Source organism: Bradyrhizobium sp. Ec3.3 (assembly GCF_000472925.1).
Classification (GTDB): Bacteria; Pseudomonadota; Alphaproteobacteria; order Rhizobiales; family Xanthobacteraceae; genus Bradyrhizobium.
Window position 1 is genome coordinate 146,449 of the sequence record NZ_AXAS01000013.1, and the last position, 26,711, is coordinate 173,159.

Annotated in this window: 26 protein-coding genes; 12 read left to right on the top strand and 14 right to left on the bottom strand. The window is 64.8% G+C overall.

The genetic code is table 11. From position 1 onward, the window contains the following. From napA to napE, 3 genes are read right to left on the bottom strand one after another with little or no spacing between them, the layout of a single operon-like run. Positions 1-2,505, bottom strand: a complete 2,505-nt coding sequence (gene napA, locus YUU_RS0115320; RefSeq protein ID WP_027523182.1) for a nitrate reductase catalytic subunit NapA — start codon at positions 2,503-2,505, stop codon at positions 1-3. A 30-nt stretch (positions 2,506-2,535) separates the two neighbouring features. Further along, positions 2,536-2,850 (bottom strand): chaperone NapD, encoded by a 315-nt coding sequence (locus tag YUU_RS0115325; RefSeq protein WP_027523183.1) that lies wholly within the window; start codon positions 2,848-2,850, stop codon positions 2,536-2,538. A 25-nt stretch (positions 2,851-2,875) separates the two neighbouring features. Further along, positions 2,876-3,058: a periplasmic nitrate reductase, NapE protein gene (napE, locus tag YUU_RS0115330; RefSeq protein ID WP_027523184.1), complete on the bottom strand. Its 183-nt coding sequence runs from the start codon at positions 3,056-3,058 to the stop codon at positions 2,876-2,878. 322 nt (positions 3,059-3,380) lie between these two features. Here napE and YUU_RS0115335 point away from each other — a divergent pair, with 322 nt between their 5' ends. From YUU_RS0115335 to YUU_RS60240, 11 genes are all read left to right on the top strand, one after another. After that, entirely contained in the window at positions 3,381-4,586 is a 1,206-nt protein-coding gene (locus tag YUU_RS0115335) for an LLM class flavin-dependent oxidoreductase (protein WP_027523185.1), read from the top strand. 241 nt (positions 4,587-4,827) lie between these two features. Beyond that, on the top strand, positions 4,828-5,619 hold the full coding sequence (locus YUU_RS0115340) for a helix-turn-helix transcriptional regulator (protein ID WP_027523186.1): 792 nt from the start codon (positions 4,828-4,830) through the stop codon (positions 5,617-5,619). 87 nt (positions 5,620-5,706) lie between these two features. Further along, positions 5,707-6,876, top strand: a complete 1,170-nt coding sequence (locus tag YUU_RS0115345; protein WP_027523187.1) for a cytochrome P450 — start codon at positions 5,707-5,709, stop codon at positions 6,874-6,876. 9 nt (positions 6,877-6,885) lie between these two features. Further along, the gene (locus YUU_RS50930) at positions 6,886-7,380 is read left to right on the top strand and encodes a hypothetical protein (protein ID WP_051389751.1); all 495 of its coding nucleotides are present in this window, start codon (positions 6,886-6,888) and stop codon (positions 7,378-7,380) included. Between the two features lie 221 nt (positions 7,381-7,601). Continuing rightward, a complete protein-coding gene (locus tag YUU_RS0115355; protein ID WP_027523188.1) occupies positions 7,602-8,552 on the top strand; it encodes a sulfonate ABC transporter substrate-binding protein in 951 nt (316 codons plus the stop codon). A gap of 38 nt (positions 8,553-8,590) precedes the next feature. Further along, positions 8,591-9,544, top strand: coding sequence for a sulfonate ABC transporter substrate-binding protein (locus tag YUU_RS0115360; RefSeq protein ID WP_027523189.1), 954 nt, complete (start codon positions 8,591-8,593; stop codon positions 9,542-9,544). Next, positions 9,541-10,707, top strand: a complete 1,167-nt coding sequence (gene ssuD, locus YUU_RS0115365) for an FMNH2-dependent alkanesulfonate monooxygenase (RefSeq protein WP_027523190.1) — start codon at positions 9,541-9,543, stop codon at positions 10,705-10,707. The genes YUU_RS0115360 and ssuD overlap by 4 nt, the downstream gene beginning before the upstream one ends. After that, on the top strand, positions 10,704-11,510 hold the full coding sequence (gene ssuC / locus YUU_RS0115370) for an aliphatic sulfonate ABC transporter permease SsuC (RefSeq protein WP_027523191.1): 807 nt from the start codon (positions 10,704-10,706) through the stop codon (positions 11,508-11,510). The genes ssuD and ssuC overlap by 4 nt, the downstream gene beginning before the upstream one ends. A 7-nt stretch (positions 11,511-11,517) precedes the next feature. Then, positions 11,518-12,342 (top strand): ATP-binding cassette domain-containing protein, encoded by an 825-nt coding sequence (locus tag YUU_RS0115375; RefSeq protein ID WP_027523192.1) that lies wholly within the window; start codon positions 11,518-11,520, stop codon positions 12,340-12,342. A 32-nt stretch (positions 12,343-12,374) separates the two neighbouring features. Further along, positions 12,375-12,956: a flavin reductase family protein gene (locus YUU_RS0115380; protein WP_027523193.1), complete on the top strand. Its 582-nt coding sequence runs from the start codon at positions 12,375-12,377 to the stop codon at positions 12,954-12,956. 88 nt (positions 12,957-13,044) lie between these two features. Further along, entirely contained in the window at positions 13,045-13,200 is a 156-nt protein-coding gene (locus tag YUU_RS60240) for a hypothetical protein (protein ID WP_027523194.1), read from the top strand. A gap of 103 nt (positions 13,201-13,303) precedes the next feature. On the opposite strand, the gene YUU_RS0115390 is transcribed toward YUU_RS60240, so the two are convergent. The 11 genes from YUU_RS0115390 to YUU_RS0115440 form a co-directional block, all read right to left on the bottom strand. Beyond that, a complete protein-coding gene (locus YUU_RS0115390) occupies positions 13,304-14,452 on the bottom strand; it encodes a M20 family metallopeptidase (protein WP_027523195.1) in 1,149 nt (382 codons plus the stop codon). A gap of 116 nt (positions 14,453-14,568) precedes the next feature. Beyond that, positions 14,569-15,657, bottom strand: a complete 1,089-nt coding sequence (locus YUU_RS50935; RefSeq protein ID WP_051389753.1) for a hypothetical protein — start codon at positions 15,655-15,657, stop codon at positions 14,569-14,571. Positions 15,658-15,659: 2 nt separating this feature from the next. Further along, entirely contained in the window at positions 15,660-16,352 is a 693-nt protein-coding gene (locus YUU_RS0115400) for a hypothetical protein (protein ID WP_027523196.1), read from the bottom strand. A gap of 352 nt (positions 16,353-16,704) precedes the next feature. Further along, entirely contained in the window at positions 16,705-18,090 is a 1,386-nt protein-coding gene (locus YUU_RS0115405) for a sigma-54-dependent Fis family transcriptional regulator (protein ID WP_027523197.1), read from the bottom strand. Positions 18,091-18,198: 108 nt separating this feature from the next. Beyond that, a complete protein-coding gene (gene fliN, locus YUU_RS0115410; RefSeq protein ID WP_027523198.1) occupies positions 18,199-18,549 on the bottom strand; it encodes a flagellar motor switch protein FliN in 351 nt (116 codons plus the stop codon). 3 nt (positions 18,550-18,552) lie between these two features. Next, positions 18,553-19,173, bottom strand: a complete 621-nt coding sequence (locus tag YUU_RS0115415) for a FliH/SctL family protein (protein WP_027523199.1) — start codon at positions 19,171-19,173, stop codon at positions 18,553-18,555. Further along, a complete protein-coding gene (gene fliG / locus YUU_RS0115420) occupies positions 19,173-20,267 on the bottom strand; it encodes a flagellar motor switch protein FliG (protein WP_027523200.1) in 1,095 nt (364 codons plus the stop codon). The genes YUU_RS0115415 and fliG overlap by 1 nt, the downstream gene beginning before the upstream one ends. Before the next feature lie 17 nt (positions 20,268-20,284). Beyond that, positions 20,285-21,910 carry a flagellar basal-body MS-ring/collar protein FliF gene (fliF, locus tag YUU_RS0115425; protein ID WP_027523201.1) on the bottom strand — a complete coding sequence of 542 codons (1,626 nt, stop codon included), beginning with the start codon at positions 21,908-21,910 and terminating at the stop codon, positions 20,285-20,287. A gap of 179 nt (positions 21,911-22,089) precedes the next feature. Further along, positions 22,090-22,365: a DUF1153 domain-containing protein gene (locus YUU_RS0115430; RefSeq protein WP_002714638.1), complete on the bottom strand. Its 276-nt coding sequence runs from the start codon at positions 22,363-22,365 to the stop codon at positions 22,090-22,092. Positions 22,366-22,739: 374 nt separating this feature from the next. Continuing rightward, a complete protein-coding gene (locus YUU_RS0115435) occupies positions 22,740-23,450 on the bottom strand; it encodes a flagellar hook assembly protein FlgD (RefSeq protein ID WP_027523202.1) in 711 nt (236 codons plus the stop codon). A gap of 12 nt (positions 23,451-23,462) precedes the next feature. Further along, a complete protein-coding gene (locus YUU_RS0115440) occupies positions 23,463-25,070 on the bottom strand; it encodes a flagellar hook-length control protein FliK (RefSeq protein WP_371260487.1) in 1,608 nt (535 codons plus the stop codon). Between the two features lie 373 nt (positions 25,071-25,443). Between YUU_RS0115440 and mnmA the strand changes: the two genes are divergently transcribed. Next, the gene (mnmA, locus tag YUU_RS0115445; protein ID WP_027523204.1) at positions 25,444-26,625 is read left to right on the top strand and encodes a tRNA 2-thiouridine(34) synthase MnmA; all 1,182 of its coding nucleotides are present in this window, start codon (positions 25,444-25,446) and stop codon (positions 26,623-26,625) included. Positions 26,626-26,711 lie beyond the last annotated feature (86 nt).

The following is a 26,711-nucleotide window of genomic DNA, read 5'->3' on the forward strand; positions in this document are numbered from 1 at the left end:
TCACACCCGCTCGATGCGCACGGCGCATTTCTTGAAGTCGGTTTGCAGCGAGATCGGGTCGGTGGCGTCCAGCGTCACCTTGTTGATCAGCTTGGACTCGTCGAACCAGGGCACGAACACCAGCCCGCGCGGCGGCCGGTCGCGGCCCCGCGTCTCGACGCGAGCGCGGATGTAGCCGCGGCGGGACACGACCTTCACCTCGTCGCCGCGGCGCAGTTTTGCGTCCTGCGCGTCGTCGGGATGCATGAAGCAGACGGCCTCGGGGAACGCCTTGTAGAGCTCGGGCACGCGGCGCGTCATGGTGCCGGAATGCCAGTGCTCCAGCACGCGGCCGGTCGAGAGCCAGTACGGATAGTCATTGTCCGGCGATTCCGCCGCCGGCTCGAAAGGCAGCGCGAAGATGCGCGCCTTGCCGTCGGGGTAGCCGTAGAACTGCACGTCCGTGCCCTGCTTCACATAGGGATCGCTGCCTTCGCGGAAACGCCATTTGGTCTCCTGGCCGTTGACGACGGGCCAGCGCAGGCCACGCTCGCGGTGATAGCTTTCGAACGGCGCAAGGTCGTGACCATGGCCGCGGCCGAAGGCGGCATACTCCTCGAACAACCCCTTCTGCACGTAGAAGCCGAACGCCTTGGACTCGTCGTTGGCGTAGCCCTCCTCGATCTCCGAGGTCGGGAATTTGTCGACCTGCCCGTTCTTGTACAGCACGTCGAACAGCGTCTTGCCGCGATATTCCGGCTTCTTGGCGATCAGCTCTTCGGGCCAGACCTCCTCGATCTTGAAGCGTTTTGAAAACTCCATGAGCTGCCAGAGATCGGATTTGGATTCGCCGGGAGCCGAGACGAGCTGATGCCAGAATTGCGTGCGTCGCTCGGCGTTGCCATAGGCGCCTTCCTTCTCAACCCACATCGCCGTCGGCAGGATGAGGTCGGCCGCGAGCGCCGTCACGGTCGGGTAGGCATCCGAGACCACGATGAAATTGTCGGGGTTGCGGAAGCCCGGATAGGTTTCCTCGTTGATGTTGGGTCCCGCTTGCAGGTTGTTGTTGACCTGCACCCAATAGGCGTTGAGCAGGCCGTCTTTCAGCATCCGGCTCTGCAGCACGGCGTGATAGCCGGGCTTGTCGGGGATGGTGCCCTCGGGCAAGAGCCAGATGTGCTCTGTCTTGTCGCGATGCTCCTTGTTGGTGACGACCATGTCGGCCGGCAGGCGATGCGAGAAGGTGCCGACCTCGCGCGCGGTGCCGCAGGCTGATGGCTGGCCAGTCAGCGAGAACGGGCTGTTGCCCGGCGAGGCGATCTTTCCGGTCAAGAGATGGATGTTGTAGACGAGGTTGTTGCACCAGACACCGCGGGTGTGCTGGTTGAAGCCCATGGTCCAGAACGAGACCACCTTGGTCTTGGGATCGGCGTAGAGCTCGGCCAGCGCCTCCAGCCGGTTGAGCGGCACGCCGGACATTTTTGCCGCCTTCTCCAGCGTGTAGTCCGACACGAACTTTACGTATTCGTCGTAGGTCATGTCGGTGGAGTCGTTGGCCTTGGCCGCGCCGGTTGCCTTCTTCTGAAGCGGATGTTCGGGCCGCAGGCCGTAGCCGATGTCGGTCTGGCCGCGCTTGAACACGGTATGCGCTGCGACGAAATCCTTGCTGACGCGGCCGGTCTTGATGATGTGGTTGGCGATCGCGTTGAGGATGTAGAGGTCGGTCTGCGGCACGAACACCATGCCGATATCGGCAAGATCGAACGAGCGGTGCTCGAAGGTCGAGAGCACGGCGACGCGGACATGGGGTGCCGAGAGGCGGCGGTCGGTCAGCCGCGTCCACAGGATGGGGTGCATCTCCGCCATGTTGGAGCCCCACAGCACGAAGGCATCGGTGGCCTCGATGTCGTCATAGCAGCCGGCCGGTTCGTCGATGCCGAAGGTGCGCATCATGCCGGCGACCGCCGAGGCCATGCAGTGGCGCGCATTGGGATCGATATTGTTGGTGCGGAAGCCGGCCTTGAACAGCTTTGAGGCGGCATAGCCTTCCCAGATCGTCCACTGGCCGGAGCCGAACATGCCGACGCCGCTGGGCCCACGCTTCTTCAGCGCGTCCTTCCATTTCTCGGCCATGATGTCGAAGGCTTCGTCCCACGACACCGGCGTGAACTCGCCGTTCTTGTCATATTTGCCGCCTGTCTTGCGCAGCATCGGTTGCGTCAGGCGATCATGGCCGTACATGATCTTGGAGAGGAAGTAGCCCTTGACACAGTTGAGGCCGCGATTGACCTCGGCCTTGATGTCGCCGTGGGTAGCGACCACGCGGTTGTCCTTGGTCGCGACCATGACGGAGCAGCCGGTGCCGCAGAAGCGGCAGGCGGCCTTGTCCCATTTCAATTCGCTGCCGTCACGTTCGGTGACGAGGTTGGCGGCGAGCGCCGGTGCCGGCATGCCCGCGGCGGCGGCTGCGATCGCAGCGGCCTCCAGCTTCAGCATCTGGCGGCGGTCGATCTTCGGTGCGGTCATAACGGTTCTCCCGGCGTCAGCGACGCGGTCTCAAGCAGTTTCGATGGCGTGAAAGACCAGCGCCGCGGAATAGACGTGCGGCATGGACTGGATGTCGTTGAGCATGGTGCCGAGGCTGCCGGCATCCGGCGCCTCCACCACGACGACGAGCTTGCCGCGCGCATCGCGGCCGTGGATTTCGCAGCCGGGCAATGCCGTGATGTCGGCCTCGACCTCGGCGAGGCGCTCGGGGCGCGCCTGCACCAGAATGCTGGCGATCTCGCCTCCGGGCGGAGGCACGACGCGGTCGGCGCTGAGCACCCGGCCGGTGATCAATGCGCGGCGGTTGAGTTTGGCTAGGGCCATGATCTCGGTCTCTCGCTGCGGGGATTCAATGTGGGGGAGGCGGGCCGGGAGGGCCTGCGAACATCTGGTAGATCCACACGGCGAGCCCGTAGCTGCCGACCGTTCCGACCGCGAGTGCGGGCATCACAACCGCGGTCAGGAACAGGAATGCAAAGATCTCCATGCGCTTGCGGCGCACGCGCCCAGTCGTGTCGTCAGGGGCCGACATATTCGGTCTCTCTGAAATTTGGGAATTGGACGGCTTCCGGGCCGTTGCCTCGACGAACCATAGGTATCGGGCGGCAGATTGCCTTGATCTGAATCAACGGTTTGCGTCTGCGGGCACTTCGCCGCACGTCTGCGACGAGCGGGCCGGGAAGCTATCGGCTACTTTGCATCGGGTTGTTTTCGATATTTTGCGCTTTCGTGGGTCTTCTGCCTTCGCCTGCGTACGCTCAACAACGTCCCGTCCGGCGGAATTGGGCCGCCATGGACAGGGCCGCCTCGCTCAATAAAATGCCCGCAACAAAAACAATCTCGGGAGAGGCGTCATGAAGTTCGGCATCTTCTATGAGCTGCAATTGCCGCGTCCGTGGGGGGCGGGCGACGAGCTCCGGCTCTACCAGAATGCCCTGACGCAGATGGAACTCGCCGACCGACTCGACTACGACCACGCCTGGGTGGTCGAGCATCATTTCCTGGAGGAATATTCACACTCGCCATCGCCGGAATCCTTCCTCGCCGCCGCAAGCCAGCGCACCCAACGGATCCGGCTCGGCCACGGCATCCTCCAGCTCACCACCAACCATCCCGCGCGCGTCGCCGAGCGTGTCGCGGTGCTCGATCTGCTTTCGAACGGCCGCTGCGAGTTCGGCATGGGCGAGAGCGCCTCGATCACCGAGCTCGAGCCGTTCGGCCGCGACATGGAGACGAAGAAGGAGATCTTCGAGGAGGCGGTGCGCGCGATCTTCCCGATGTTTAGAGACGGCGGCAGCGAGCATCACGGCAAATATTTCGACATGCCCCTGCGCAATGTCGTGCCGAAGCCGGTGCAGAAGCCTCATCCGCCGCTCTGGATGGCCTGCTCGCAGCTTCCGACCATCGAGCGCGCCGGCCGCCACGGCTTTGGCGCGCTCGGCTTCCAGTTCGTCAGCGCGGACGCCGCGCACGCCTGGGTGCACGCCTATTACAACGCGATGACCAAGCGGCTGCACAAATTGGCAGACTACGAGATCAACCCCAACATGGCGCTGGTGTCGTTCTTCATGTGCGCGAAGACGGATGAGGAGGCACGCGCGCGGGCCGATGGCGCAACCTTCTTCCAGTTCGCCTTGCGCTTCTACGGCGCGTCGCAAAACCGCCAGCGGCCGGCGCCCGGCACCGTCAACATGTGGGACGAGTACAACAAATGGAAGCGAGATAATCCGGAAGCGCAGGAGGCCGCGCTGCGCGGCGGCCTGATCGGCTCGCCGGAAACCATCCGCAAAAAGCTGCGGCGTTTCCGCACCTCCCACATCGACCAGGTGATCCTGCTCAACCAGGCCGGCAAGAACAGCCACGAGCACATCTGCGAGTCGCTGGACCTCTTCGCGCGCGAGGTGATGCCGGAGTTCCAGAACGATCCGAAGCAGGAGGCCTGGAAGAAGGGCGTGATGAGCGGCGAGATCGAGCTCGAAGAAATCGACACGCAGGCCTTCACTGACCGCTACGGCAAGCTCGCCATCAACGTGCCGCCGGCGAAGGCGGTGGCGGTGTAGTAAGGTCGCCGCGCGCTGTTCGGCATGGGCCCCGGCTCAGCAGCACACCGCCGAAGTGACGCTGCGCTGCGTCCGGGGCACGAGACTATCCACGGACTCGCTACTTTCGTGTCCCGGACGCGGCGCAATGCGTAGCGTTGCGACGCAGAGCCGGGACCCATGAGGCAGCGGATGGCGGCGCCTTCCGGCGCGCCGCCGTTGCTGATAACCTCCGCCAAAAGATACTTGGCGGAGGAAAGCAATGCGGCCTCAGGCGATGCCCGCAAATCTTGCGGCTGGCGATGTCACGTCCGCGGTGCTCGCGATCGGCCGGCCCGATTTCCCTGATGTGCTGATCGACACCTTGCGCGGCCAGGCCGGCGTCGGCCATTGCATGGTGTTTGCGCTGACCCGAAGCGGCGGCGCATGCTGCCTGCTCGACGCCGGCAACATCCCGATCGGCGGCGATCTCGGCGCCGCCTATGCCGGGCAGTTCCACGAATCCGATCCGAACCGAGATGCATTGTTTGAGGGGCAGGAGAGGGCGGGGCCGATCATGCTGCCGGCCTTCGCACCGCGGATGTACGATGCGCGCTACCGAAAGATCTTCTTCCAGGACTCCGGCATCGTCGACAAGGTTGCGACCGCAATCTGGGTCGACGACACCTGTTTCTACGTCAACTTCTATCGCATCGCTGCGCAAGGCCGCTTCACCGACACTCAGCTCGACCGCTTGCAACACATTGCGCCGGCGATCGGCGCGAGCGTCGCGCGGCATTTCCAGCAAGCCACGACATCGACGCTGGAGCAGAATCTCGCCGCGTTGTTCGCAACCCGCGCGCCGCTCGCCGACCTCACCCGCCGTGAGCAGGAGGTCTGTCGCCGCATCCTGCTTGGTTTGAGCTCCGAGGCCATCTCGCAGGCGCTCGGCATCAGCCTGCATTCGACGCTGACCTATCGCAAGCGTGCCTATGAGAGGCTCGGCATCTCCTCGCAGAACGAGCTGTTCGCTATCGTGCTGCGGCTCCTCGCCGGCCCGCGCAGCCTGAACTGACGCCTGTCCCAATCGCTGGGGACAGACGCTGGCTCCGGACGGGGCTAGCTTGCACGCTGAGGAAACAAAGGCCTAAAGGAGCCAGGCTTGAGCACCGCGCCACGCATCGACATCGACCCGGTCTCGTTCTGGCAGGATCCTTATCCGATGCTTGCGAAGATGCGGAAGGAGGCGCCGATCGCCTTCGTGCCGCAACTCGGCTCGACGCTGCTCGCGAGCCGCGACGACATCTCGATCTCCGAGAAGCAGATCGACGTGTTCTCCTCGCACCAGCCCGAGGGGCTCATGAACAAGCTGATGGGCCACAACATGATGCGCAAGGACGGCGAGGCGCATCAGGTCGAGCGCCGCGCGCTGTTTCCCGCGGTTTCGCCCAGAACGGTGAAGGCGCACTGGACCGCGCAGTTCCAAGCTCATGCCGATCGCATCATCAATGGCATCGAGCCGGGCGCGCGGATCGATTTCATGCGCGATTTCGCGCTGCCGTTTTCGGGCGAATGCCTGAAGTCGATCACGGGCCTCACCAATATTGGCTTTGCGGAGATGGATGCCTGGTCGCAAGGAATGATCGACGGCATCGCGAACTATGCCGGTGATCCCGCCGTGGAAGCGCGCTGCCATGCGGCCACCGCCGGCATCGACGTCGCGATTGACGACATGCTGCCTGTCATGCAGAAAAATCCAGACCAGAGCCTGCTCGGCGTGATGCTGGCATCCGGCATGCCGATGCAGAGTGTGCGCGCCAACGTCAAGCTGGCGATCTCCGGTGGCCAGAACGAGCCGCGCAAGGCCATCGCCGGTACTGTCTGGGCGCTCCTCACCCATCCGGACCAGTTCGAGCTTGTCCGGCGCGGCGACGTGTCCTGGCTCCAGGCGTTCGAGGAATATGCGCGCTGGATTTCGCCGATCGGCATGTCGCCGCGGCGAATTGCAAAGCCGTGGGCCATCCGCGACGTCTCGTTCGAGACCAATGAGCGCGTGTTCCTGATGTTCGGCTCGGCCAATCGCGACGAGAGGCATTTTGACCGTGCCGATGAATTCGACGTGCGGCGCGACGTGTCGAAGAGCGTCGCCTTCGGTGCCGGCCCGCATTTCTGCGCCGGCGCCTGGGCCTCGCGCGCCATGATCGCCGACGTCGCCCTGCCGACGGTGTTCGCGAGGGCAAAGAACTTGCAGATCGCCGACGACGAGCCAGTGCGGATCGGCGGCTGGGCGTTCCGCGGCTTGCTCAATCTGCCGGTGAGGTGGGATGCTTGAACCGCAGGGTTGCTCGGCGACACAAACGACGTGTCCTATGAGTGCTCCACCAAATTGCTGCGGCAAACGGCTCTTCTGACCGGCGCCTTGGCGCTGCTTGCATCGTCGCTCGTTGTTCCTGCGCGCGCCGCGCGTCTGCCCTGGATTTCCGGCTGCTGGACCCAGACCTCGCCTTGGCCGAGGGCGCAAACGCCGCCAGGAAAGGAGTGGGGCACGCGCACCTGGTGCTTCAAGCGGCATGGCGTAATGGAGCGTTTTCATACCGCGTGCGACCGCGGCGGCTGCGACGGTTGGCAACAGGATGGGCGCTACCACTGGCGCCGGCCGATCATATCGTTCTCCGACGTCGATACGTTCGATGACGGCAAGCGCCGGGCGTCACCATGGCGCCGTTGTCCCGCCAAATTCCTCGCGCCGAACCGCATGGTGCTCGAGAATTGCTATGGCCCCTCCACTCCCTGGTCGCGCGGGCCTTACCTGGGCAGTAAACGCAGCGCTGAGTAGATGATTGCCCATCCGGGACTGCTTTGCCCGCAGCTTCACGTTCGCGTGCGGAAAATTTCTCTCTGCATTCGCTTTGGCAATTGAAAGATTAATCACGCGCATTGCCGCAAGCGCAGTGCGCGCGTCGCTATTTTTCCGGGCGTCTCGACAGCTTCCGTAAGGCGCACCATCATTCCCGCATCGCAATGAAATGCACGGCCGCGCGCGGTCGGGAGTTGGGAATGCAGCGTCGGGACTTCCTGAAATTCTCTCTTGGAACGGCAGCGCTGGCTGCGTTGTCCTCGCGTGCAAGCGCGCAAGGCACCGTGAAGGAAATTCGTGTCGGCTACCAGAAGAACGGCGTGCTCGTCATCACGCGCCAGCAGGCCGCGCTGGAAAAACATTTCGCGTCCCAGGGCATCGAGGTGAAATGGGTCGAGTTCTCGTCCGGCCCGCCGATGATGGAGGCGATGAATGTCGGCAGCGTCGACTACGGCGCGGTCGGCGATTCCCCGCCGGTGTTTGCCCAGGCCGCGGGCGCCGCGATCGTTTATGCGGCAGGCCAGCCCATCACCAACGGGCAGGGCATTTTGGTGCCCAAGGATTCACCAATCCAATCGATCGCGGAGCTGAAGGGCAAGCGCATTGGCTTCACCAAGGGTTCCAGCGCGCACAACATCGTGGTGCAGACGCTGGAGAAGGCTGGCCTCACCTATGCCGACATCACGCCGGTCTATCTGACGCCGCCGGACGCCGGCCCTGCCTTTGCCAATGGCAGCATCGATGCATGGGCGATCTGGGATCCGTATTTTGCGATCGGCGAGACCAAGCAGAACGGCCGCATCCTGATCAATGCGTGCGAGGTCACCAAGAGCAACTCCTTCTTTATCGCCAACCGCGATTTCGCGAAGAACCATGGCCCGATCCTCCAGCAGATCGTCGACGTGTCGACAGCGACGGCGCGCTGGGCCGAGCAGCACCGCGATGAGGTCGCCAAATCGCTGGCCGCGGTGACGGGCATTCCCCTCGACATCCAGACCATTGCGGCCAATCGCTCGGCCTTCGTCGTCGGTCCCGTCACCGAGGACATCATCGCGACCCAGCAGGGCGTCGCCGACCGCTTTCACAAGCTCGGCCTGATCCCGAAGCCCATCGTTATCAGGGATATCGTCTGGCGCAGCGCGGCGACCTGATCGTGCCGACCAGCCTTCCCACTTCAAAAGGTTTGAACATGAGGCGTATCATTCAGCGCGTGATCGCGGCCATCGTCCTGTCGCTTGGCATCGTGGCGGCCGCGGTTGGCACATCCTACGGCCAGGACAAGGTCGTTCGCATTGGCTACCAGAAATACGGCAGGCTGGTGCTGCTCAAGAGCAAGGGCACGCTGGAGCCGAAGCTTGCGGCGGAAGGCTACAAGGTGGTGTGGACGGAATTCCCCTCCGGTCCGCCGCTGCTCGAAGCGCTCAATGTCGGCGCGATCGATTTCGGCAACACTGGCGAGGCCCCACCGATCTTCGCGCAGGCTGCCGGCGCGCCGATCCAGTATGTTGCCTATGAGCTGCCGGCGCCGAAGGGCGAGGCGATCCTGGTGCCGAAGGATAGCCTGCTGAAGTCGGTCGCCGATCTCAGGGGCAAGAAGGTCGCACTGAACAAGGGCTCCAACGTCCACTATCTCCTGGTCAAGGCGCTGGAGAAGGCCGGCGTGAAATACTCCGAGATCGAGCCGGTGTTCCTGGCGCCGGCGGATGCCCGCGCCGCCTTCGAGCGCGGCTCGGTGGATGCCTGGGTAATCTGGGATCCGTTCCAGTCGGCCGCGGAGGCCGCGACCGGTGCGAGGACGCTGGCGGATGGCGCCGGTATCGTCGCGAACTACCAGTTCTATTTCTCCTCGAAGAAGTTCATCGAGGCCAATCCAAAGATCGTCGACGCCGTGCTGGCCGAGCTGAGCGCCGTCGATGACTGGGCCAAGGGCGACATCCATGCGGTGGCCGAGCAACTGGCGCCGTCGATCGGATTGTCGGTCCCCGTGGTCGAGGTGGCGCTGAAGCGGCAGTCCTACGGCATCAAGCCGATCACCGAATCTGTGATCGCCGATCAGCAGCAGGTTGCGGACGCGTTTTTCGCGCTCAACCTGATTCCCAAAGCAATCAAGATTTCCGACGTAGCGCGGAGGCCAGGAACATGAGCAAGCAAGGTAACGCCAACATACTATGGTTCCTGCCGACCCACGGCGACGGCCGCTATCTCGGCACCGGCATCGGCGGCCGCGAGGTGAATTTCAACTACCTGCGCCAGATCGCGCAGGCGGCTGACCGGCTCGGCTATTACGGCGTGCTACTACCGACGGGACGGAGCTGCGAGGATTCCTGGATCGTGGCTTCCGCGGTTGCGCCCTTCACCGAGCGGCTGCGCTATCTCGTGGCTGTCAGGCCCGGCCTGCAATCGCCAAGCGTCGCCGCGCGCATGACGGCCACGCTCGACCGCGTCACCAACGGCCGGTTGCTGGTGAACGTCGTCACCGGGGGCGACCCCGTCGAGAACAAGGGTGACGGCATATTCCTCGCCCATGATGAGCGCTACGAGGTTACCCGCGAGTTCCTCAACGTCTATAGCGACCTGCTTGCCGGCAAGACCGTGAATGTCGAGGGCAAGCACATCCGCATCGAAGACGGCAAGCTGCTGTTCCATCCAGTGCAGTCGCCGCGTCCGCCGCTCTATTTCGGCGGCTCGTCGGATGCCGGCATCGACGTCGCCGTCGATGCCGTCGACAAGTATCTCACCTGGGGCGAGCCGCCGGCGCAGGTCGCCGAGAAGATCGCCAAGGTGAAGGCGGTCGCGGCTCAGCGCGGGCGCAAGCTGTCCTTCGGCATCCGCCTGCATGTCATCGTCCGCGAGACAAATGAAGAGGCCTGGCAGGCTGCCAACGAGCTGATCAAGCATGTCAGCGACGAGACCATCGCGCTCGCGCAGAAGAACTTTGCGCGCATGGACTCGATCGGCCAGCAGCGCATGGCGCAGCTTCATGGCGGTCGCCGCGACAAGCTCGAGATCAGCCCGAACCTCTGGGCCGGTGTCGGCCTCGTGCGCGGCGGCGCGGGCACCGCGCTGGTCGGCGATCCTCAGACCGTCGCCGCGCGCATCAAGGAGTATCAGGACCTAGGCATCGATACCTTCATCCTGTCGGGCTATCCGCATCTCGAGGAAGCCTATCGATTCGCCGAGCTGGTCTTCCCGCTGCTCTCGCTCGAGCTGCCGAGCAACGTGACGAAGCTTCACTTCAACGGCGGGCCGTTCGGCGAGACCGTCGGCAGCGATTTCCGTCCGCAGAAGCAGGTCTCGCAGTCATGAGCCTTATCGACAGCATTCCCCTTCGGCGCAGCTTCGGCCTGCCGCGCGCCGACGGCCTGATCCAGTGGATCGTGCCGCTCGTCATCATCGTGATCTGGCAGATCGCCAGCGTCATCGGTCTCGTGCCGACGCGCGTCTTGCCGGCACCGAGCGACGTCGCGCTCGCGGGCTGGAAGCTGCTGCTCTCCGGTGAGCTCGTCCGCAACATCTGGGTCAGCTTCTGGCGCGCCTCGATCGGCTTCCTCATCGGCGGCAGCATCGGCTTCGCCTTTGGTCTGGCCAACGGCCTCTCGCAGCTCTCCGCAAAGCTGACCGATACGACGCTTCAGATGGTGCGCAACGTGCCGCACCTGGCTCTGATCCCGCTTGTCATCCTCTGGTTCGGCATCGACGAGAGCGCAAAGCTGTTCTTGGTGGCGCTCGGCGTGTTCTTCCCGATCTATCTCAACACGCTGCACGGCATTCGCACAGTGGACCCGCAGCTCATCGAGATGGGCCGCATCTACGGCATGAGCGACGGCGAATTGTTCCGCCGGGTGATCTTTCCCGGCGCGCTGCCATCGATCTTCGTCGGCATCCGCTTCGCGCTCGGCATCATGTGGCTGACGCTGATCGTCGCCGAGACCATCGCGGCGTCCTCCGGCCTCGGCTACATGGCGATGCAGGCGCGCGAGTTCATGCTGATCGACGTCGTCGTGCTGTCGATCCTGATCTACGCCCTGCTCGGCAAGCTCGCCGACACCGCCTCGCACCTGCTTGAGCGCCTGACGCTTGCCTGGCACCCCGCCTTCCAGAAACGTTGAGACAAAAATGCAGACAGCTCTCCTCCTTCCAGAAACCGAACGCAACGAGCGGGCTCGCATCACGCCGCAGGCCCGGCGCCGGCGCGAGGACCGGCCGGCACTTGGCTTGCCGCTCACGATCCGCAACTTGCGCAAGTCCTTCGGCGACAACGAGGTGCTGCGCGGCATCGACCTGCACATCCCCGCCGGCCAGTTCGTGGCGATCGTCGGTAAAAGTGGTTGTGGCAAGAGCACGCTGCTGCGGCTGATCGCCGGCCTCGACAAAATCGATGCCGGGGCCATCAGCTTTGGTGAGGCGGCGCGGCCCGAGGATATCAGGGTGATGTTCCAGGAGCCGCGGCTGTTGCCATGGGCGCGGGTGCTCTCGAATGTCGAGGTCGGTTTGGGGCGCGATCGCGCCTCACAGGATGCGCATCCGCGCGCCGAGCACGCGCTGACCGAGGTCGGGCTCGCCGACAAGCGCGACCAATGGCCCTCGGTGTTGTCGGGCGGCCAGAAGCAGCGCGTGGCACTGGCGCGCGCGCTCGTCAGCCAGCCCCGCGTGCTGGCCTTCGACGAGCCGCTGGGCGCGCTCGATGCCTTGACCCGCATCTCGATGCAGCGGCTGCTGGAGCGCGTCTGGCGCGACCAGGGGTTTACGGCGATCCTGGTGACGCACGACGTCGCGGAAGCCGTTGCGCTGGCCGATCGCGTGCTCGTGATCGAGGAAGGCCGCATCGCGCATGACGCCACGGTCAATGCCCCGCGGCCGCGCGAGCGCGGCTCGGTGGAGCTTGCGGGCCTCGAAGGCTCCATCCTGCGCCATCTTCTCTCGGCGGACGATCGTACCTAGATAATAGAGGCCCTGATTTCAGGGAGCATGCCATGAACGTGATTGCCCGCCATATCATGACCGACACCACGATCTCCGCCGCCGATTTCCGCGGCGCCATGCGCCATCTCACCGGCGGTGTCAGCGTCATCACGGCCGGGCGCGGCAGGGACATCACCGGCATGACGGTGACTTCGGTGACGTCGCTGTCGGTCGATCCGCCGACACTGCTCGTCAGCATCAACCGCGACGCCTCGTCTTTCCCGCTGATCAAGCGCCATGGTGCCTTCGGCGTGAACATCCTCAACGCCGACCAGCTCGACATCGCCGAGCGCTTCGCCGGCAAGGGCGGGCTGAAGGGCGCCGACCGTTTCGCCGGCAGTGACTGGGTGACTGCCGTCTCCGGCGTCCCGCTGCTTGCCGGCGCGCTGGCCGCGCTCGATTGCGAGGTCGAGGAGATCGTCGAGCGCCACTCGCATGGCATCGTCATTGGACGCGCGCGTGACATCCGGAGCTCGACCCGCAGCGCGGCGCTTGCCTATTGGCACGGACAGTACGTCGCGGTCGATCAGGATGAGGATGCGGCGAGGCTCGCCGAGGTCAGTGTTCCCGCGCGGGGCCGGCGCGTCATTTGACCGCCGGATGGCCTTCCGGGCTGGCCTTTTCGTTTCCCTCGATCTAGAAGCCCTGCCAGAGCCTCCCGGAGGAGGCGATGGAGCCGGCATGAAACGCGTTGCGACCTGGGCCTTCTACGCCGTCGGCGCGCTCGCGATTGCCTATCTCGCGCTCTACGCCTATGCGATGTTCACCGGCCGGCACATCGTGCCCGGCGACCCCATCCACATCTTCCGCAATCCCGACGCGCCGAGCTATTCTTGAGCAGGCGTAGGGTGGGTTAGCGAAGCGTAACCCACCACTTGCTTTCCGCGCGAAGAGAGAAGTGGTGGGTTACGCCTTCGGCTAACCCACCCTACGAGAGCGTTCAACTCCGCAAGATCGCCAGCGCCAGCGCCTGCGCGCGGGGGACGATGCTGTCGAGCTCGAGATATTCCTCCGGCGTGTGCGCAAGCCCGCCGACCGGGCCGACGCCGCAGATCGTCGGCGTGCCGACGGCGGCGGTGAAGCCTGAATCGGCGCAGCCGCCGGAGAACTCGCCGGTGAGCGTGGTCAGCCCGACGTCGCGGGCGGCGCCCTGGTAACCCCAAAACAGCGTCTTCGACGCCTCGCTCTGAACCGCCGGCACGAACTCGCCCTTGATCGTCAGCGTGGCGCTCGTGCCGGGCACGTAAGAGGTGGCGACGATCTTCTCGATCGCGGCCATCACCGCCTCGCGATCCGCAGGCTCGACGTAACGCAGATCGATCTGGCCCTCGGCATGGGGCGCCGTCGTATTCACGGACTGTCCGCCCGCGATCAGCCCGACGTTCAGGGTGATCCCCTTGGACAGATCGGTCAGCGCGTGGATGTGGACGATCTTGTGCGCGAGCTCGCCGATCGCGCTCACGCCGGCCGCAAAATTCGCGCCGGAATGCGCGGCCTTGCCGGTGACGGCAAGGTGCATGAAGATGCCGCCCTTGCGGCTCGTGACCACGTTCCCGGTCGGCCGCCCCGGCTCGGAATTGTAGACGGCGCGCGCGGAACGTCCCTCGCGCTCGATCACCGGGCGCGAGGAGGGCGAGGCGATCTCCTCATCCGAGGTGATCAGGACCTTGATAGGGTGAGGGCTGCCGCCGAATTTGTGGAAGGCCGCGGCCACGAACACGTTCATCACGAGGCCGGCCTTCATGTCCGCGACCCCCGGGCCATAGGCGCGGCCGTCCAGAATCGTGAAGGGGCGTCGTTCGGCCTCGCCTTTGCCGAACACCGTGTCGCGATGTCCCATCAGCAGGATCGGCTTTTCGTTGCTGCCGGGCTTGGCCACGGTCGCATGAAGCGCGTCGCCATAGGTGCCGTTCGGCTCACGCCAGCTCGAAATGCCGTGCTCGGCAAAATGCCGCTCGAAGCGCGCGCCGACGGCGTCGACGCCTTCCTTGTCGTAGGATCCGGAATCGATGTTCACGACGTCGCGCAGCAGGTCGATCATCGCCTGCTTCTGCGACGCCAGCCAATCGGTGATTTTAGTCTCTGCCATTTGCGCTCCGCGAGTTTGTCTCGCGGCGCTTATACGGCGTATCGCATCCGCGACCTAGTCCCCGAACGGAGCCCGGCCTTGCAAGTCGGCCATGCCCCGCAAGCCAGAGCGCGAAGCTATTCCATCGACGGAGGAACAATCCTTTCCATGCGTGCCGAAGGTCGACCGGGGTTGGGCGCGGTCCAGCGAAATGCGTGAAACGCTGCATCGTCGGCCACGCTTCTTCCCACAATGGTCGTACCGTCAGCGCTAATTCCAGAGGCGTACGATTCCGCTCCTCCGGGGGTGTCGAGGTCGAGCATGCCGGCTTCGGCGGTCCAGCGAAAGGCATGCGCTTTCCCATCGGCGATCTCGGCATATCCCACCACCACCGAGCCATCCGCGCTCACCGCAAGCGCATTGGATTCCCTCCCGCCGAGCGTGCCCAGATCGACCATGCCTGTGCTGCGTGTCCAGCGAAAGGCGTGATAGCCGTCCCAGGGCGAGGTCATACTATTTCCAACGACCACCGATCCGTCTGCGCTTGTGTCGTGGGCGCTGGAAGTGGGGCCTCCGAGCGTTCCCAGATCGATCATGCCGGTATCGCTGGTCCAGCGAAAGGCGTGTTCATCCTGCTCGGGAGTGTGGCTCGACCCCACTACCACCGCGCCGTCGGCGCTTACACCGCGCGCGCTGGATTTGTGTCCTCCGAGCGTGCCGAGATCGACCATGCCGGTGCTGCTGGTCCAGCGGAATGCGTGGGAGATGTGGGACCTATCGTCGGAGGTATCGGGGATCTGGGCGGACCCGACCACGACCGAACCGTCCGCGCTGACACCAGTGGCGCTGGACGAAGGTCCTCCCAGGGTGCCGAGATCGGTCGTGCCGCCGCCACTGGCCCAGCGAAGGGCGTGAGAGGCTTTACGATCCGCCGCAACTTTCCCACTGCCAACGATCACCGAGCCGTCGCCATTCACGGCATTGGCTGACGTCAGCTCGTCGAAGCCGGTCAAGCCGGTAGCGCTGGTCCAGCGGAACGGGCGATGGCGAACGGTCCCCAACACGACCGAGCCGTCAGCGCTCACCGCATCGGCACTTGATTTCGTCGGACAAGGCTGGGCTTGCGTGCACGCGACATCAGCGCTGATATAGATGGCAGAGCCGATCGCAGCGACGACGGCTCCCCCCGCCGTCGCGATCAGCCATTTCCGAGATTTGACGATCACGTCTATTCGGCAAACGGTATCGTCTCGCTGCGCATGCGCGTTCCGGGCGGGTAGCCCTCATGGTCCTCGGTTGCCCAATAGGGCCCCAAGGCATAGCCCATATAGTCCCAGAACCGGTCCCACATCGGCGAGCGCACGCCGGCGCGATAGCCGTCCTGCTCGCTGAGGGCCTTGTCGCGCCAGCGCTGCGCGATCTCTCGTTTCACCAGCGCGAAAAACATCGTGTCGCCGTCGGTCGCATCGATGGAAAGCAGGACCCGGCCGCGGGAGCCGATGTGTTGCTCGAGCTCCTCGGTCGCTTGAGCATAGAGAGACCACACGGTCCTGCGATACGCGGAAGTCGTGTCCTCGTCAGAAAGGTCCGGGACCTCATCCTGCGTGATGAACGGCCCGAAGACGGCCTTGACTGCGGGCCGAAGAGCCGTGGGATCGATGACCCCGTCGTCACGCCAGCGGCCGAATATCTCGATGAGGTATTTGTCCTCGGCCGAAGAGATTTTATCCTGGTTGCGGAGCAGGACGACCGTTGCCAGAAAGCTTCGCGTGGTTGGCTCGTAGTCATCCCCTCCATAAAAGCCGACCGTCTCCTGGTCTTCCGGCGGATTGGCGATCCAGGCCTCCACTTGAGCCATGATCGCGGCATCATCTCCCGAGAAATCCCGGGCGAAGGAGAGAATGGGATTTTCGCGATTCATAAACCCTCGCATTGATAGTCGGTGTAGTCGATCTCAGCGGTGCAGCGGCTATCGCATGCTTGTATAGTCGCTGCTTCGACATCCGAGGTTCGGCATGGCAACCGTTGAGGATTACGGATCAGCATTCTCCCGAACGGTGCGCGAGCGCTGACCGTGCGGCGCACGTCGGTTCGAGACTGCCCGACGCGTCAAATCTTGCGGAGGCGCGAGGCGTTCGCTGCCGGCCATCGGCTACTTTGCATGGGGTTGTTTTCGATATTTTGCGTGGGGGCCTATGGCGAATGTGTTCGCCCGCAAAGAAAACGCTCGGGGGCAAGCCCCGGGCACTCCTGACCTCAGCACTTGTGCGGGGCTAAGCCCCCATCGCCGGCATGCGGGGATATTCGCCGGGCGTGCCGGCGGGCGGGATCGGGATGCCGCCGTCGGCATATTCGTTGAGCTTGTTGCGCAGCGTGCGGATCGAGATGCCGAGGATGTTGGCGGCGTGGGTCCGGTTGCCGAGGCAATGCTTCAGCGTCTCGAGGATCAAATCGCGCTCGACGTCGGCGACGGTGCGCCCCACCAGCGCCCGCGTCACCTGCTCCGCTGCCATCGTGGCGTGCGCTACCGCCGGCGCGGTCCTTGCGACGTCGAGGCGGTCGCCGTCCGGCGTGATGATGGCGTCAGCGCCGATCTCGTCGCCCTGCGCCATCAGCACCGCGCGGTGCATGGTGTTCTCGAGCTCGCGGACGTTGCCCTGCCAGCGGTTGGTCGAGAGCACTCGGCGCGCTTCCGCGGAAATGGGGCGCAGCGGGACGCCGTTGGCATCGGCATATTTCTTGACGAAATGCTGGGCGAGTTCGAGGATGTCGGCGGGACGCTCGCGCAGCGGCGGGATCTTCAGGTTCACGACGTTGAGGCGGAACAAGAGATCCTCGCGGAACGTGCCTTCGCGCACGGCTTCCGCCAGGTTGCGGTTCGAGGTCGCGATGATGCGGATGTCGACGGGGACGGGCTTGGTGCCGCCGACGCGGTCGATCACGCGCTCCTGGATCGCGCGGAGCAGTTTTGACTGCAGGCGGACGTCCATCTCGGAGATTTCGTCGAGCAGCAGCGTGCCGCCGGTCGCCTCCTCGAACTTGCCGATACGGCGGGCGACCGCGCCGGTGAACGCGCCCTTCTCGTGGCCGAACAGCTCGGATTCCAGGAGATGCTCGGGGATCGCGGCGCAATTGATGGAGATGAAGGGGCGTTTGGCGCGGGCCGAGCGTGTATGGACGTAGCGTGCCAGCACCTCCTTGCCGGTACCGGATTCGCCGGTGACCATCACCGAAGCGTCCGAGCCGGCGATCTGCTGGGCGAGCTTGACCACGCGCGCCATGGCGTCGTCGCGATAGATGAGTTCGCGGGAATCGTTGGCCACGGCGGCGAGCACCGCGGCGATCAGCTCCGGCTCCGGCGGCAGCGGGATGTATTCCTTGGCGCCGGCGTGGATCGCGGCGACCGCGGCGCGGGCGTCGTTGGTGATGCCGCAGGCGACGATCGGAGCGTGGATGTGCTCGGCTTCCAGCCGCATCACGAGATCGCGGATGTCGAGGGCGACGTCGACCAGCAGCAGGTCGGCGCCCTTGCCGCCGCGCAGCACGCGCATTGCCTGCTCGTGGTCCTCGGCGTGGGTCACGGTGGCGCCGTTCTCCATCGCGATCTTGGTGGCGGTGGTGAGCTGGCCCTTCAGTGTGCCAACGATGAGAAGCCGCATGTCAGTCTCCTGTCCGTCTGTTCGCGCTGCTGCGCGTCATTCCTTGCGCTAAAGCATGATCCGGAAAAGTGTGTAGCGGTTTTCCGAAGAGATCATGCTCAAAACAAATCAACTGCGTTCGGTCCTGATGATTTCGGTCATGGTCACGCCGAGCTTGTCCTCGACCAGCACCACCTCGCCGCGAGCGACGAGGCGGTTGTTGACGTAGATGTCGATGGCCTCGCCGACGCGCCGGTCGAGCTCGAGCACGGTGCCGGGACCGAGCTTCAACAGCTCGCCGACGTCCATCTTGGAGCGGCCGAGCACGGCGGAAACCTGCACCGGCACGTCGAACACCGCCTCGAGGTCGGCGGCGACGCGGGCCGCGTATTCGTCCTCGTTGTAGCCGACATCGGTGCCCGTCGGCGCCATCGGGCCGTTGAGATCGGGAAGCGGGACCTGCCCGTCGGTGTCGCTCATGGCTTAATTCCCCTTGCGGGACGCGAGATAGCGTCCGACGAGTTCGTCGATCTTGCCGAGAATGGCGCCGCGCTCGAGCACGACGCCGCCATCGGCCCATTCGATCCGGCAGTCGCCGGTTGCAATCTCCGGCTCGGCCAGGATCACCAGCCGGCCCTCGAACCCGCTCTGCTTGGCGAGCCGCTCGATCCGCTCGCGCGCGCTCTCGTAGAGCGCGTCGTTGATGCGGACGACCAGGTGCGGCGTCGCGACCAGGTGCGAGAAGCAGTCCTTGACCAGCGCGACGATCTCGCCGAGCGGCTCGGCGGCGATCAGGTCGGCGCACAGCTTGCGCGCCACCGCGACCGCGACGTCGACCGCCTCGGTCTCCATCCTGGCCTCGATATTGCCGATGCCCGACGCGATGCCCCTGACCGAGATGTTGATCTCCTCCATGGCGAGCGCGACCCGGCGGTCGCTCTCGGCCTTGGCCTCGCGCTGTCCGGCGTCGAAGCCGGCCTGGTAGGCGCGCGCCTCGGCGGCCGCGATCTTCTGCGCGACCTCGGCTGCACTCGCAGCCTTCTCGCGCGTCCGGTCGGGTGCGGAGAAGTCGTTGTCGAACAGGAATTTCGCGGGTGCCGCCATCAGTACACCAATTCGTCGTCAGCGCGGTTCTTGGTCAGCATGATCTCGCCCTTGGCGGCGAGGTCCTTGGCGAGGTTGACCAGCAGCGCCTGCGCCTCGTCGACATCGCGCAACCGGACCGGTCCCATCGCCGCCATATCGTCCTGCAGCATCTTGGCGGCGCGCGAAGACATGTTGCCGAAGAAGAAGTTGCGGACGTCCTCGTTCGCGCTCTTCAGCGCGACGGCGAGCTTGTCCTTGTCGACGTTGCGCATCAACGTCTGCGCGGAGCCGGAGTCCAGCTTGACGAGGTCGTCGAAGGTGAACATCAGGGCCTTGATGCGCTCGGCCGATTCCCGGTTCTCCTCTTCCAGCGAGGTGATGAAGCGGGTTTCGGTCTGGCGGTCGAAATTGTTGAAGATTTCCGCCATCACCTCGTGGGCATCGCGGCGGCGGGTCTGCGACAGGTTCGACATGAATTCGACGCGAAGCGTCTTCTCCACGCTCTCGATGACCTCCTTCTGCACCGCCTCCATCTTCAGCATGCGGTTGACGACGTCGAGCGCCAGCTCCTCGGGCAGGATGCCGAGGACGCGCGCGGCGTGCTCCGGCTTGAGCTTGGACAGCACCACCGCGATGGTCTGCGGGTACTCGTTCTTCAGATAGTTGGCGAGCACCTCTTCCTGCACGTTGGAGAGCTTCTCCCACATGTTGCGCCCCGCGGGGCCGCGGATCTCGTCCATGATGCCGTTGACGCGCTCGGGCGCCAGGTATTGCTGCAACAGTCGCTCGGTGGCGTCGAAATTACCCATCAGCGCGCCGGAAGCCGACATGCGCGAGACGAATTCGAGCAGCATGTCCTCGACCGTGTCGACCTCGACCGTGCCGAGGGTGGACATCTCCAGCGAGAGCTGGCGCACCTCCTCGTCGTCGAGCATCGACCAGATCTTGCCGCCATATTGTTCGCCGAGCGCCAGCATCAGGATTGCGGCGCGCTTCGGTCCTGCCAGCGGCTCGGACTTGCCGTCCTTGGCCCGGTTGCCGGCGCGCTGCCCGAGGGTCGAGATCACACTGGTGATGTCGTGCGAGTTGGCGTTTTGCAAGGAGGCGGCCATGTCAGTTCACTTCTCGATCATTTCGCGGGTTCGCTCAGCCATTGGCGGATGATGGCGACGGTTTCATTGGGGTTGCGCTCGGCGAGCTCACCGACGCGATGAACGGACTGGGCGTGGACCTGACCCTGGACGGTGGCGACGTCGATCGCGCTCGCCGTGGCGTTGCCGCTCGTGACCAGCGCGTGGCCGCCGCCCGAGGCGGAAGCGGATTCGTCGGTCAGCGCGGGCGCGCTCAGCGCGCTGGTCAAGGCCGCGACCTCGTCGGAGGCAAGGATTCGCTTCACCAGCGGCCGGATCACTATGAACATCACGACGAGGCCGAGCAGCATCATCACGCCGAGCTCGACGAAGTACATCACGTCGTCCTTGGTGAACTGGAGCATGCCGAGGAAGCCCGATGGTTCGGCGATCGGGGCGGTCGACGGCGCGTCGGCAAAGCGCAGGTTGACGACCTCGACCTGGTCGCCGCGCTTCTGGTCGAAGCCGATCGCCGAACGCACCAGCGTGGCGATGCGGTCGAGCTGCTCCTTGGTGCGGTCCTGATAGACCAGATCGCCCTTGTCGTTCTTGGAGTAGATGCCGTCGACCAGGACCGCGACCGAGATGCGGTTGACGCGGCCGGCCTCGGTCACCTCGGTCTTGGTGGTGCGGGAGATCTCGTAATTGTTGGTTTCTTCGGTCTTCTTGCTCTGGTCGCGGGCCGCGACCGCGGTGCCGCCCGATGAATTACCCGGTAGCTCGTTGTTGACGGTGACCTGGCCGTTGTTGTCGGCGGTGAGGCTGCTCTCTTCCCGGGTCTGGCTCGAGCGCAGCACGCGGCCTTCGGGATCGAATTTGTCGGAGGTCTGGGTGATCTTGTTGAAGTCGAAATCGGCGGAGAGCTGCACCCGGGCGCGGCCCGAGCCGACCACCGAGGAGACGATGTCCTCGACCTGCTTGCGCATCCGCTTCTCGAACGCGGTGCGGCGCTCGTCGCCGACGGCCTGCTCGGGATCGCTCGCCGCGCCATCGGCGAGCAACTGACCGGATTCGTCGACGATCGAGACGCGCTGCGGCTTCAACCCGTTGACGGCGGAGGCGACGAGATGGCGGATGGCGCGGATCTGCTGCGCCTCCAGCGAGCCGCGGACCCGCACCACGATCGAGGCCGATGGCTCGGGCGCCTCGCGCGAGAACAGCGGGCGCTCCGGCAGGACGAGGTGGACGCGGGCGGCCTGGATGCGGTCGATCGCGCGGATGGTGCGGGCGAGCTCGCCCTCCAGCGCGCGCAGATGATTGATGTTCTGGACGAAGCTGGTGGTGCCGAGCGCGTCCGACTTGTCGAACACCTCGTAGCCGATGCCGCCACCCTTGGGCATGCCGCCTTCGGCAAGCTTCATGCGCAGTCGCGTGACCTTGTCCTTGGGCACCATGATGATGCTGCCTTCATTGCGCAGCTCGAACTGGATGCCCTGACGTTCCAGGTCTTTGATAATGCTGGAGGAATCTTCGACGTTGAGGTCGGTGAACAGCGTCGTCATCTGCGGCGTGGTCACGCGCATGATGACAAAGGCAAAGAAGCCGATGAGTGCGGCGGTGACCGCGATCATCGCCCCGAACCGGGCGGCGCCGATACCTTTCAGGAAGTCCAACAGACCTTGCAAGCAATCGCCCCGCCAGATTCGGCCTGCAACCGGCAAGCCGACTGGGCAATTATTGCCTAGGTGATGGTTTCGATATGGTTAACGAAGATTAAGAGGTGGGACAAAAGTCGCGACATGAAAAAAATCGGCCTCGCAGAGCGAGGCCGATTTGCGTCAAACTTGGCGAATTTCCAGATCGCTTACTGGCGATACTGCTGGATGCGCGTGGTGCGCAGTCCGGCCAGACCATGCTGGTCAATGGAAAACTGCCAGGAGAGGAATTCGTCGACCGTCAGGGTGTAACGGCTGCAGGCTTCCTCGAGGGAGAGGAGGCCTCCTCGGACCGCGGCAACGACTTCAGCCTTGCGTCGGATGACCCAGCGTTTGGTCCCCGGTGCAGGCAGATCCGCGATCGTCAAAGGGCTGCCGTCCGGCCCGATGACGTATTTCACCCTCGGGCGATGGGGTTCTGTCATGGCGTACTCACAAACTCTCAACCACTGAACTCACGCCATAACCCTACGCCGGTCGGCTTAAAAATTGGCTAAGCCTAAGGCTTCAATACAATTCTCGTTGAAAATGGCTGGAACACGAGCGGCCCGGCGGGCGAGACGGGGGTCTCCAACCGGCCAAGCGGGGTAGAAGGTAAATACTTTACTAACTGGCGAGGCCTGCACGCGATGTCGCAAAGCCCCTCGACGTCGTCCTGGCGAAAGCCAGGACCCATTACCCCAGGGAGTAGTTCCTGCGAAGACTCGGGGTTACGCCTTCGCGTCAAAACGACTTTCGGTGGCTATGGGTCCTGGCTTTCGCCAGGACGACACTGAATTTGCTCCGGCAGCGCGCCGCTTTAATTGCTGCTGCTGACGATGCTCTTGACCTGGCTGACCGTGTAGGTGCTCCCGTCGATCGTCAGCAGGGGCGGCGACTGCGTCAGGTCGACTGAAGACACCGTGCCCTGAACCTGCGCGGCGACACCGACCGAATTCCCCGAGGCGTCCTTGCCGGTTGCGCTGATCGTGTATTTGCCGTCGGGCCACTGCGTGCCGTCATTGCCCTGGCCGTTCCAGGTGAACGGAATGTCGGAGCCGGCGCCGGCGGTGTACTTGCCGGTGAACACGGTCTGGCCGCTGGAGTTGGCGATCGAGATGTCGACTGTTGCGTTGGAGGGGACATTGAGGTGCCAGGTCGCCGACGAACTGGTCATCGTCGCGGTCGTGCCGTCGACCACCGCGGTCTTGCCGACGAAATTCAGCGCCTGGGTCGCCTGCGCGGTCTGCTGCATCGTCACCAGCGTGGAGAGCTCGGTGTTGGTCTTGAGCTGTTGCTCGACGCCGGCAAACTGCACGAGCTGCTGGGTGAACTGGTTGGTGTCGAGCGGATCGAGCGGGTTCTGGTTCTGGAGCTGCGTCGTGAGCAGCGTCAGGAAGGTCTGGAAATTACCCGCCAGCGTCGAGCCGGTGGTCGAGCTCAGGCTGGAGCTCGACGAGGACGACGAGGATGACGTCTGGGTCGTGCCCGAAACGACTGAAGGGGCAGTGGCGGCATTCGTGGTGGTCATGTCGAATACTCCTCACACTCTGATATCGACGCCGCTGCTCGATCCGAGCATGCGGCCGTAGCCGCGTCCCACGGGCGCGGCGGGAGCTGCGTCTTCGTCGCTGATGACCAGACGGCGGGAATTGCTGCCGTTGTCGTTGCCGTTGCTCGAGTTCTGCCCGGATGAATTCTGGTCGCGCAGGCTGAACGACAGGCCGTTGCTGCCTGTCTTGAGGCCCGCATCGTCGAGCGCGCGCTGCAACTGCGGCGCGTCCTGTCGCAGCATCGACAGCGTCTCCGGCTTCTCGACGGTGAGATGCGAGGTGACCTGGCCGTTGCGGTCGACGTTGATGCGCACGTCGATGCGACCGAGCTCGGCCGGATCGAGGCTGATGTCGAACCGGGTCTTGCCGGCGCGCGCGGCCGCGGCGATCTCGACCGGCACCCCGCTGATCGGCACGGCGGTGGCGGTCGCCGCGGTCGCGGTCAGCGTCGCCGTCGATGCGCCGGCGACCGAGGTCGTCGTGGTCTGCGGAGCCTGCACTGCGGCAGCGGCCTGGGCGCTGGTGTCCGTCGTGCTCGTCAGCGTCTGAGTTGCTGCCGTGTGGTCGTGCGTCGATACCGCGGCGGGCGCGGCCGGAGCGGTCTTGTCCGATACATCGGCCTTGGCCTCGGTCGTGTTGCCCTCGACCTGCGGCCTGGCGGCCTGCGGATGCACGGCCGCGTTCGGATTCGTGGCCATCGCCGCCTGGTTGGGCGTCGTGCCGGTCGTGCTCGTCTTGCTCGGATCCTGCCCGACGTTGGAAACGTCGGTGTTCTGTTGTGCCGTGGCGGCCGCCTTGAACGAGGTCTTGGGCGTCGCCTGGGCAACAGTGGCGGTCAGAGCGCCCTGGGCTTGTGGATCGGTTGGCGACGCGTCGGTTGTCGCGGCGGCGGCCGCATCCGTCAGCGCGGCTTTCGCGGCGGTGCCGGCATCGGCGGTCGCGGCGGTCTTGTCGCCGGTCGCGTCGGTCTTGACGGCCGGCGTAGCGATCTGCGCCGCGGTCGAGGCACTCGCGGCGATGCCGGCGGCTGCGATTGTCAGCGGTGAACTTGAATTGCTGGCAGCCTGGCTGGCGGCCGCGTTCGGATCGACCGGTACGACCGGGGCCGCGACGACGATGGCATTCGGATCGGGCGTTGCAGTCGGTGCGGTGGTTGCCTGCGTGGGATCGGCCTGAATGGCGGTGGCCGGGCCGTCCGTGTCCTCGGTCTTGTCGCCCTTGCTGTCGTCGGATTTTTCGGCCGATTTCGTGCCGGAGGCGTCTGACTTGCCTTTGGTCTTGTCGGTCGCCTTGGTGGGGGCGGCCGGTGTATCGCTGGCGGCAGACGTCGAACTGTCGGTCGTATCGGTCGATTTGCTCTGCGACGACGAATCGGTCGAGGAGGTGTCACGCGTGCTCTTGTCGGTGGAGGACGACGATGACGTGCTGTCGGTGCGGCGCGGTGCCGGGTCCGAGGTCGTGCTCGGCGTGCTGCTGGCAGCCGCCGTGTTGCTGTCGACGAGCGCGCCGAACGGGTCGTTCGTCGTCGACCCCTGCGAGCGGGCAGGTTTCGGCGGCGCGGTCTGGACCGACACGCTTGCGGCTACATCTGACGTCACGCTGACCACGGACACGCCCCTTGAAATGAACTCGAGACAAGGGGTTAGCAAGGAGTGGGCCAGCCCGGCTAAGAGTGGCTTTATATAATAAAATCAAATGCTTGACGCATTCCGCGTGCCACGGTGAAGACCTCGGAAACACGGCCCATTTCTGCCTCCCGGCAAGAATTGCCCTAAGCGCGTGGCGAAAGTCTCCCCTGCGATTGCTTCACGGGAATACGGCCTATATTAAAGGGTAGCTCTCAGCCGCTTTCGACCGGGCAAGCCGACCTCGTGGAACTATTTCCGTTCCCTGAGACCGCCCCTTTCCCGACCGATCAACGCGGGGCCAGCGGAACACTTCTGCAGCAAGTCGCATTCAACAGCCGGAACCATGCGCAACAGTCTGGATCTCGAAGGCCGTCCGCAGGACACCAGGGTCGTCGTCGCCATGTCGGGCGGCGTGGACTCCTCGACGACGGCTGCGCTGCTGAAGGCCGAAGGTTACGACGTCGTCGGCATCACGCTGCAGCTCTATGACCACGGTGCGGCGACCCATCGCAAGGGTGCCTGCTGCGCCGGCCAGGACATCCACGACGCGCGCGACGTTGCCGCCAAGCTCGGCATTCCCCATTACGTACTCGACTACGAGGACCGCTTTCGCGAGTCCGTCATCGACAATTTTGCCGATAGCTACGCGCTCGGCGAGACGCCGGTGCCATGCATCGAGTGCAACCGCTCCGTCAAGTTCCGCGATCTCCTGAAGACCGCGCGCGAGCTCGGTGCGGTCGCGCTTGCCACCGGCCACTATGTCGCCTCGCGTGGCCTCGCCGACGGCTCCCGCGCGCTGGTCTGCGCTGCAGATAGCGAGCGCGACCAGAGCTATTTCCTGTTCGCGACCACGCGCGAGCAGCTCGACTACTTGCGCTTTCCCCTCGGCGACATGACCAAGCCCGAAACGCGCGAGCTCGCCCGCCGCTTTGGCCTCAACGTTGCGGACAAGCACGACAGCCAGGACATCTGCTTCGTGCCCACCGGGCGCTACACTGACATCATCACCCGGCTGCGTCCCAATGCGATGGAGCCCGGCGACATCGTCGACCTCGACGGCCGCGTCATCGGCCAGCATCACGGCATCGCCAATTTCACCGTCGGCCAGCGTCGCGGGCTCGGCATCGCCTCCGGCTCACCGCTCTACGTGGTGCGGCTCGAGGCCGCGACCCGCCGCGTCGTGGTCGGGCCGCGCGATGCGCTGAAGATGCACCGCATCGTGCTGCGCGACGTCAACTGGATCGGCAACGGCGATATCGATCGCGCCATCGGCGGCGGCCTCGAGATGTTCGTGCGCGTGCGCTCGACCCGCGCGCCGCAGCCGGCGTGGCTGCGCGGCGGCAACGGCCATTACGAGGTCGAACTCGTCGCCGGCGAAGAGGGCGTCTCGCCGGGACAGGCCTGCGTGTTCTACGATGCGCCCTCGGGGCAGGCGCGCGTGCTCGGCGGCGGCTTTATCCAGAGCGCGGCCGCGAAGGTCGCAAGCGATGCGGCGCGGCCGTTCGCGGAAGCGCTGCGCGGCTAGCGCATGATCCGGAAAAGTGTGCAGCGGTTTTCCCTCGCGACAAACGCGGAACGCGTTTGCGCGGAGATCATGCGCAACATAAGAAT

What these genes read in the sequence shown, in the direction of transcription:
- napA (WP_027523182.1), bottom strand. Translation starts at nt 2,505, where the DNA reads ATGACCGCACCGAAGATCGACCGCCGCCAGATGCTGAAGCTGGAGGCC.
- YUU_RS0115325 (WP_027523183.1), bottom strand. Translation starts at nt 2,850, where the DNA reads ATGGCCCTAGCCAAACTCAACCGCCGCGCATTGATCACCGGCCGGGTG.
- napE (WP_027523184.1), bottom strand. Translation starts at nt 3,058, where the DNA reads ATGTCGGCCCCTGACGACACGACTGGGCGCGTGCGCCGCAAGCGCATG.
- YUU_RS0115335 (WP_027523185.1), top strand. Translation starts at nt 3,381, where the DNA reads ATGAAGTTCGGCATCTTCTATGAGCTGCAATTGCCGCGTCCGTGGGGG.
- YUU_RS0115340 (WP_027523186.1), top strand. Translation starts at nt 4,828, where the DNA reads ATGCGGCCTCAGGCGATGCCCGCAAATCTTGCGGCTGGCGATGTCACG.
- YUU_RS0115355 (WP_027523188.1), top strand. Translation starts at nt 7,602, where the DNA reads ATGCAGCGTCGGGACTTCCTGAAATTCTCTCTTGGAACGGCAGCGCTG.
- YUU_RS0115360 (WP_027523189.1), top strand. Translation starts at nt 8,591, where the DNA reads ATGAGGCGTATCATTCAGCGCGTGATCGCGGCCATCGTCCTGTCGCTT.
- ssuD (WP_027523190.1), top strand. Translation starts at nt 9,541, where the DNA reads ATGAGCAAGCAAGGTAACGCCAACATACTATGGTTCCTGCCGACCCAC.
- ssuC (WP_027523191.1), top strand. Translation starts at nt 10,704, where the DNA reads ATGAGCCTTATCGACAGCATTCCCCTTCGGCGCAGCTTCGGCCTGCCG.
- YUU_RS0115375 (WP_027523192.1), top strand. Translation starts at nt 11,518, where the DNA reads ATGCAGACAGCTCTCCTCCTTCCAGAAACCGAACGCAACGAGCGGGCT.
- YUU_RS0115380 (WP_027523193.1), top strand. Translation starts at nt 12,375, where the DNA reads ATGAACGTGATTGCCCGCCATATCATGACCGACACCACGATCTCCGCC.
- YUU_RS60240 (WP_027523194.1), top strand. Translation starts at nt 13,045, where the DNA reads ATGAAACGCGTTGCGACCTGGGCCTTCTACGCCGTCGGCGCGCTCGCG.
- YUU_RS0115390 (WP_027523195.1), bottom strand. Translation starts at nt 14,452, where the DNA reads ATGGCAGAGACTAAAATCACCGATTGGCTGGCGTCGCAGAAGCAGGCG.
- YUU_RS0115400 (WP_027523196.1), bottom strand. Translation starts at nt 16,352, where the DNA reads ATGAATCGCGAAAATCCCATTCTCTCCTTCGCCCGGGATTTCTCGGGA.
- YUU_RS0115405 (WP_027523197.1), bottom strand. Translation starts at nt 18,090, where the DNA reads ATGCGGCTTCTCATCGTTGGCACACTGAAGGGCCAGCTCACCACCGCC.
- fliN (WP_027523198.1), bottom strand. Translation starts at nt 18,549, where the DNA reads ATGAGCGACACCGACGGGCAGGTCCCGCTTCCCGATCTCAACGGCCCG.
- YUU_RS0115415 (WP_027523199.1), bottom strand. Translation starts at nt 19,173, where the DNA reads ATGGCGGCACCCGCGAAATTCCTGTTCGACAACGACTTCTCCGCACCC.
- fliG (WP_027523200.1), bottom strand. Translation starts at nt 20,267, where the DNA reads ATGGCCGCCTCCTTGCAAAACGCCAACTCGCACGACATCACCAGTGTG.
- YUU_RS0115430 (WP_002714638.1), bottom strand. Translation starts at nt 22,365, where the DNA reads ATGACAGAACCCCATCGCCCGAGGGTGAAATACGTCATCGGGCCGGAC.
- YUU_RS0115435 (WP_027523202.1), bottom strand. Translation starts at nt 23,450, where the DNA reads ATGACCACCACGAATGCCGCCACTGCCCCTTCAGTCGTTTCGGGCACG.
- mnmA (WP_027523204.1), top strand. Translation starts at nt 25,444, where the DNA reads ATGCGCAACAGTCTGGATCTCGAAGGCCGTCCGCAGGACACCAGGGTC.